Origin of the sequence: Bacteroides sp. RTP31139st1_H2_RTP31139_211217 (genome assembly GCF_040227615.1) — a bacterium.
GTDB classification, from domain to species: Bacteria; Bacteroidota; Bacteroidia; order Bacteroidales; family Bacteroidaceae; genus Bacteroides; species Bacteroides uniformis.
In genome coordinates, this window is record NZ_JBCNZM010000237.1 from 1 (window position 1) to 4,416 (window position 4,416).

The 4,416-nt window shown below is 42.1% G+C and carries 5 protein-coding genes and 1 pseudogene; all 6 read right to left on the reverse strand.

Going from position 1 to position 4,416, the window contains the following annotated elements; genetic code table 11:
* Nucleotides 1-163: 163 nt before the first annotated feature.
* Nucleotides 164-1,105: a PKD domain-containing protein gene (locus tag ABUA47_RS22835; protein ID WP_007761345.1), complete on the reverse strand. Its 942-nt coding sequence runs from the start codon at nucleotides 1,103-1,105 to the stop codon at nucleotides 164-166.
* 10 nt (nucleotides 1,106-1,115) lie between these two features.
* A complete protein-coding gene (gene tssO, locus ABUA47_RS22840) occupies nucleotides 1,116-1,562 on the reverse strand; it encodes a type VI secretion system TssO (RefSeq protein WP_005836824.1) in 447 nt (148 codons plus the stop codon).
* Nucleotides 1,559-2,056: a type VI secretion system TssO gene (locus ABUA47_RS22845; protein WP_007761341.1), complete on the reverse strand. Its 498-nt coding sequence runs from the start codon at nucleotides 2,054-2,056 to the stop codon at nucleotides 1,559-1,561. The genes tssO and ABUA47_RS22845 overlap by 4 nt, the downstream gene beginning before the upstream one ends.
* Nucleotides 2,057-2,076: 20 nt before the next feature.
* Nucleotides 2,077-3,225, reverse strand: coding sequence for a hypothetical protein (locus tag ABUA47_RS22850; RefSeq protein ID WP_008669236.1), 1,149 nt, complete (start codon nucleotides 3,223-3,225; stop codon nucleotides 2,077-2,079).
* Between the two features lie 3 nt (nucleotides 3,226-3,228).
* A complete protein-coding gene (locus ABUA47_RS22855) occupies nucleotides 3,229-4,107 on the reverse strand; it encodes a TssN family type VI secretion system protein (RefSeq protein WP_032558006.1) in 879 nt (292 codons plus the stop codon).
* 13 nt (nucleotides 4,108-4,120) lie between these two features.
* Nucleotides 4,121-4,416: pseudogene (locus ABUA47_RS22860) on the reverse strand (hypothetical protein); the annotation flags it as partial.

Genomic DNA, 4,416 nt, shown 5'->3' on the forward strand with positions numbered 1-4,416 from the left:
CTTTTCTTTGTTTTGACAGGTGCTTCCGTGGATTCCGGATAATTGAATATATCCCTATCCATTATTTGTATCCTGTCGCGGATGGACACTTGGGCAGATACGTTGCACGCAAGAGTCATCATCACGGCCACAGAAAACAGATTTCGTATGAGATTCAGTTGTTTCATTTTTCAATATAACTTTGTGTCACATGGATGGACTTGACGCAATTCAAATCGTCAATCTTCACATCATCAATACTCACACGCTTTTTCCTGTTGCTCTCAAGAAAATGCAGTCCTTGGCAATAGCCGTTGAAGTCATTGTATTTTTCATCATTGATGATGACCACTACCTGGTCTGCATCAATGCAAAAATATTTTTTACGGATATAATTTGTATGTTCGTAATAGACCGACTTTTGTGAGACTTTGGCGTCAGCTATGGCTTGCAGGTGTTTTTTTATATCATTCTGTACCAGTGCCAACGAATCTACCGTGACCAGTTCCTCTGCTTTTTCAAAGCGTGGGAGAATGGTTATACGGTGCTTTACCGGATATTTCGTCGTATTGGTTTGTAATGAGATGGTGTATTCTCCCGGAATATCATACGAATATACGACTTGCTGCTCGTATGCGTCCACAGTACCGCTTTCGCCAAATTCCCATAGCCATGTGTCCATGCCATAGCCTTCTGCCGAAAAGACCAGCTCTTCGCCTTGATAACCCTCTGACACTCCATTTATACGGGGTATGGAATCAATGGCCTCATGCTCCAGTCCTGAGATAACCTTGATATACTTGTTTACGGAGTGTTTTCCGTCTATTTTCAAAGTAATAAGATATTTGCCGGCCTTACGATAAGTGTATGACACATCCGTATTTCTCATCAGTGTATCGCCGTTTCCCATTTCCCAAATGAGCTGCTTGCCTTTAATCGCCGCCGTATCGTTGACTAACAGCTCCAACCGCTCATTGACCTCATAATGAAAATTATCATTGGTGTCATACACATAAAAGTCAATATTGGCAAGGTGCGACTTCGAAGGCAGGAACAAGAACAAAAGGATACCTGCCATGGCAACCAGTCCCAATATGATGATTGTTATAGTTTTCTTATTATCCATCGCGAATGTTTTATAAATTGGCTTTACATTCTTCCAAATCCCGCTCAATCAGTGCATTGTTGTGTACCAGACTGTTCAATTCCTCTTTGATGTCGAATTGGCATTTAAGCACTCTGGAGGACAACACGCCGAAAAGGAATTTCGTATTCATATTATTTTCCTTGTATATATGCTGCAATTGGTAAATCCCATCCTTCACTTCGTCCATCTTTTGTACCTGATGGATGTTGAAGTCCAAAGAGTCGATTTCATTCCAGATGTTCTGCGCTTGCTGCATATGTGTATGCTGGATTTCAAAAATGCGCTCGGAATGGTTGATGTCGTTTATCAGTTCCGAACTGTCCTCTGTCGGTACGTTGAGTATATACCGGCAAAGTATGATATAAATTGCGGCTACTGAGAAAATCAGCAGCAGGAGAAAACGGATGTTTCCCCATAGCACTTCGTCTTTTGTCATGGCTTCGTCAGTTTATTCTTGGTTAATTCCTGATATTTGATTCTACACTTTTCAAGTTGCTCCATGTTGCTTTCACGCTGTTTGCTTTCGCGGTCAAGGTCATCCATGGATGACTGGATGACACGAATCTGTTCAAGCATGGCTTTATACACTTCGTACTTGCTTTTATCGGCCTGCATCGCAATGTCATTTTCCATCAATAACCGTTTTTTGGTTATCAGTTTTTGCATATGCTTGTGTTCACTCGAATTTCGCCGCTTGGTCTTCAGATTGTTCAGGTCCCGGAACAATTCTTCTATCTGGAAGTTAAGTTCTGCCTGTTTCTTGAACACATTGTCATATTCGGCCTTCTTGCTTTCAAGAAGGGATATTCCCTTTTGTGCAGTCACAATCGTTACGACACCTCCGGTTGTGGTAACAATCAGTGCGATAGCGAATACCAAAGTAAATCGGAGTTTCGCTTTCAAACGAGCTTTTTTGTTTTCTGCTTCCATATTTGCTATGATTTAATCGCTCAACCTATAAACGACCATGACCGTTTCTTTTGAGCTTCTATTGTTTCGTGACTTTCGTCTCCTACTATAATATTCTCACGAACCATTCCGATGTATTCCAGTTCACTCATTTTGTGGAACATATTGCTGAGCAGTGTCACAAGTGCCCCTGCCGTCTGCAATGATTGGTTTATATTGGTATGGTCATACATAAGTTTGGTTACGCTCTCTATCTTCGTGATAAATTCAGAGGGCGTGACATTGGTCCACTCATAGAAGTATTGGAGCAATTGTTCTCTTTCCGTTTCGGAAAGACTTTGAAGAGCGGAGTTCAGACCGTTTGCAAGTTCGTTCACGGCCTGCACAAGATATATCGGCGGTTGCTCTAAGGCAATTTGCTCGATAAAGAAGATTCTTGAGTTGTAAAAGGCAGAGAAAGCCTTACACAGCTCAAATGTGTTGTTGGCAAGCGTATCTCTACGCTTGTCGGCAACATTCCTGCTGTAAATGAGTTTCACGTCTTCTTTTATAGACTGTAGGGTACGTGCCAATTGGGAAATGAATGTTTTAATCCCATCGTGGCAAGCGGAATGTTGTACCGGCGGAATATATTGATGATTGATTTTATAGGTATTCCCTTGTCTGCATACCTCTGCCACCAGCAAAAAATTCTGGCTGTAGAACGATTTGTTGACTTGGTTCTTGGGGACGATATGGAGTTTTATGCTCGGCAAGACATACGGGTGATGCAAAGGCACCTCTTCCGGGTCCGGTTCACCGACAGGTATCAAGTGATACGGATCTACGGATATTAGTACCATATACTCGCTGTCTTCGGCTTGCAGGCCGGATTCTGAAATGGTTGCACTGGGTTTCTCATCCCCGTATAAACCGTCGTAATAAACGATGGGCAGACCGCCTTTGGTGATTGCGTTACAACTTTTCAGGCGGACACAGAGAGTGGACATGGTATCACCTGAAATCTCAATTTCAAGATTGTCACCTATCCCTTCAAGAACCTCTCCAAGGCCATAGTTATAACTGGTCAAGCTCCTTCCTGCTTCGCGGTTGAGAGCTTCCGTTTGGCTATACTGGTTTGCAAAGAAATGCTTGCTGGTCAGCTTCAGACCATTGACCCAGTTTACAGGCAAATATGTTAGTGTTTTCATATATTATGATGTTTTTGTTTCTACTTGTACTCGCCGGATATATATCGTTTGGTTATTCTTAATCTTATTGCCCTCACTGGTCAGAGTGGGGTCAAGTATTCTTATGAACAACGGGAAGTTAAACCATTTTGAGGTATAGAACATCCATCCGATTTGCATATCTTCCTTTTCTGTTTCAATCTTGTTTTGGGGGAAACGCCTGTTTTGGTCTTCGATAACCCAATTGAACCAGTTTCCAAGAGATATTTCATTGGGCAGTCGGACAACCAGCGAAGCGTATGTCGGGTCTTTTATATTCCGTTTAATCTTGACTTTGACCGTTCGGAAACCGAAGTTGTCTATGTTGTCCCAATATTTCCGGTCAAAGGTTCCATAGCTCAATTCCCATGGGGTGTATATCGGATGCGGGATGTCCAGGAACAGGGTTCTGCTGTACATAATCAGATACGGGATTGCAAACCACAGGATATTTGTTGTGTTCCATAGCGAATAAGGCAGCTTGCTTATCAGTTCAAACAGCAGATAGTAGCACCATCCGCCTAAAGCGCATATCGTGGTTAGAGTGAGAATGACCGCTGTTCGGGAACTGCCAATACCGATTGCTCCGAACAAATCGGAGGTTGACAGTTTGCAGAACAACGCCCCAAGGAGGATATAGGACAGTATCGTGAATGTCAAGCCTCCCCAGACGTATTCATTTTTTAGGAAACCGAACAGGCAGGGTAAAGCGACGGCAATGGAAGCCAGAAGAATGAATATGATTAATTTCTTCAGGCTAAGTTTGCTCTTGATCGTTTTTATTCCGGTCAAGACAAATATCATCACGGCTACAAATAATGGAGCCAATAAATAACGTGCAAAGAAATATAGCAATATCTTCATATTATTAGATTTTTCATAAGTTCATATTATATCCTAATCGGTTTTCTCCGAGTATAAAATCCGTTTCTCCACATACCAGATAATCAACTTCGATATTTCTTGTTGAAAGGATGAAAAATTCAAGTATCCGGCGGACATTGGATAGATGCGTTTTTACCTCCTCATAGTCATCTGTCGGAGTATCAAGGATGATTGTCGCCGTCAAATCATCGGTTTCACTTATCATTAGACCATTAAGACCTAATGTCTGTCCGATACATCCGGAACCGACTGAAAGGTAAACCGTTTCATCAATCTCATGGACTTCCA

Excerpts from the sequence above, each read along its gene's own strand:
- ABUA47_RS22850 (WP_008669236.1), bottom strand. The coding sequence starts at position 3,225 with ATGAAAACACTAACATATTTGCCTGTAAACTGGGTCAATGGTCTGAAG.
- ABUA47_RS22845 (WP_007761341.1), bottom strand. The coding sequence starts at position 2,056 with ATGGAAGCAGAAAACAAAAAAGCTCGTTTGAAAGCGAAACTCCGATTT.
- ABUA47_RS22835 (WP_007761345.1), bottom strand. The coding sequence starts at position 1,105 with ATGGATAATAAGAAAACTATAACAATCATCATATTGGGACTGGTTGCC.
- ABUA47_RS22855 (WP_032558006.1), bottom strand. The coding sequence starts at position 4,107 with ATGAAGATATTGCTATATTTCTTTGCACGTTATTTATTGGCTCCATTA.
- tssO (WP_005836824.1), bottom strand. The coding sequence starts at position 1,562 with ATGACAAAAGACGAAGTGCTATGGGGAAACATCCGTTTTCTCCTGCTG.